General features: G+C 39.4%; 1 protein-coding gene. It reads left to right on the top strand.

Features of this window, described 5'->3' with window-relative positions; genetic code table 11:
- Window positions 1-442 (top strand): dehydroquinate synthase/iron-containing alcohol dehydrogenase family protein (locus ACS8FD_RS22605; RefSeq protein ID WP_459252176.1); only part of this gene is annotated, 442 nt, incomplete at its 5' end.
- Window positions 443-597: the final 155 nt, after the last annotated feature.

Genomic DNA, 597 nt, shown 5'->3' with positions numbered 1-597 from the left:
TATTGCATTCTGTAATTCATCCGTGGCTTTGGTGCATGGAATGAGCAGACCGATTGGCGCTTTTTTTCACGTACCGCATGGTTTATCAAATGCGATGCTATTGCCGACGATTACTGAATTTGGGATATCAGGTACTCCAGAGCGATATGCAGATTGTGCACGAGCACTAGGAGTGGCGAGCTTTAATGATAATGATGATCAAGCGAATATAAATTTGATTACGTATTTGAAAAATCTCAATATTGAGCTCAAGGTGCCTACATTGGAACAATTTGGCATTCAAAAAACTGATTTTGATGCGCTAATAAATACCATGTGTGAACAAGCATTTTCCTCAGGTTCGCCTAACAACAACCCCCGAATACCCAGTTTGGAAGAAATGGTTCAACTTTATACATTGTTATGGGCAGAAAGTAGCCCAGATGATGTTTCGACAAGCTAATAAAACTAAAGCTTACCATAGAAAAATTACGCTTAAGACCACACGACTATTTCACCCACTAATTTAACGAGAAGGTTAAGGATGACTATAAATAATGACGTATTACGTGAACGCATCAGCTTATTAGGATCATTTCTAGGGGACGCGATTTCTCG

The organism is Psychrobacter sp. 1U2, assembly GCF_051847575.1.
This window is presented reverse-complemented; position numbering and strand designations above follow the sequence as displayed.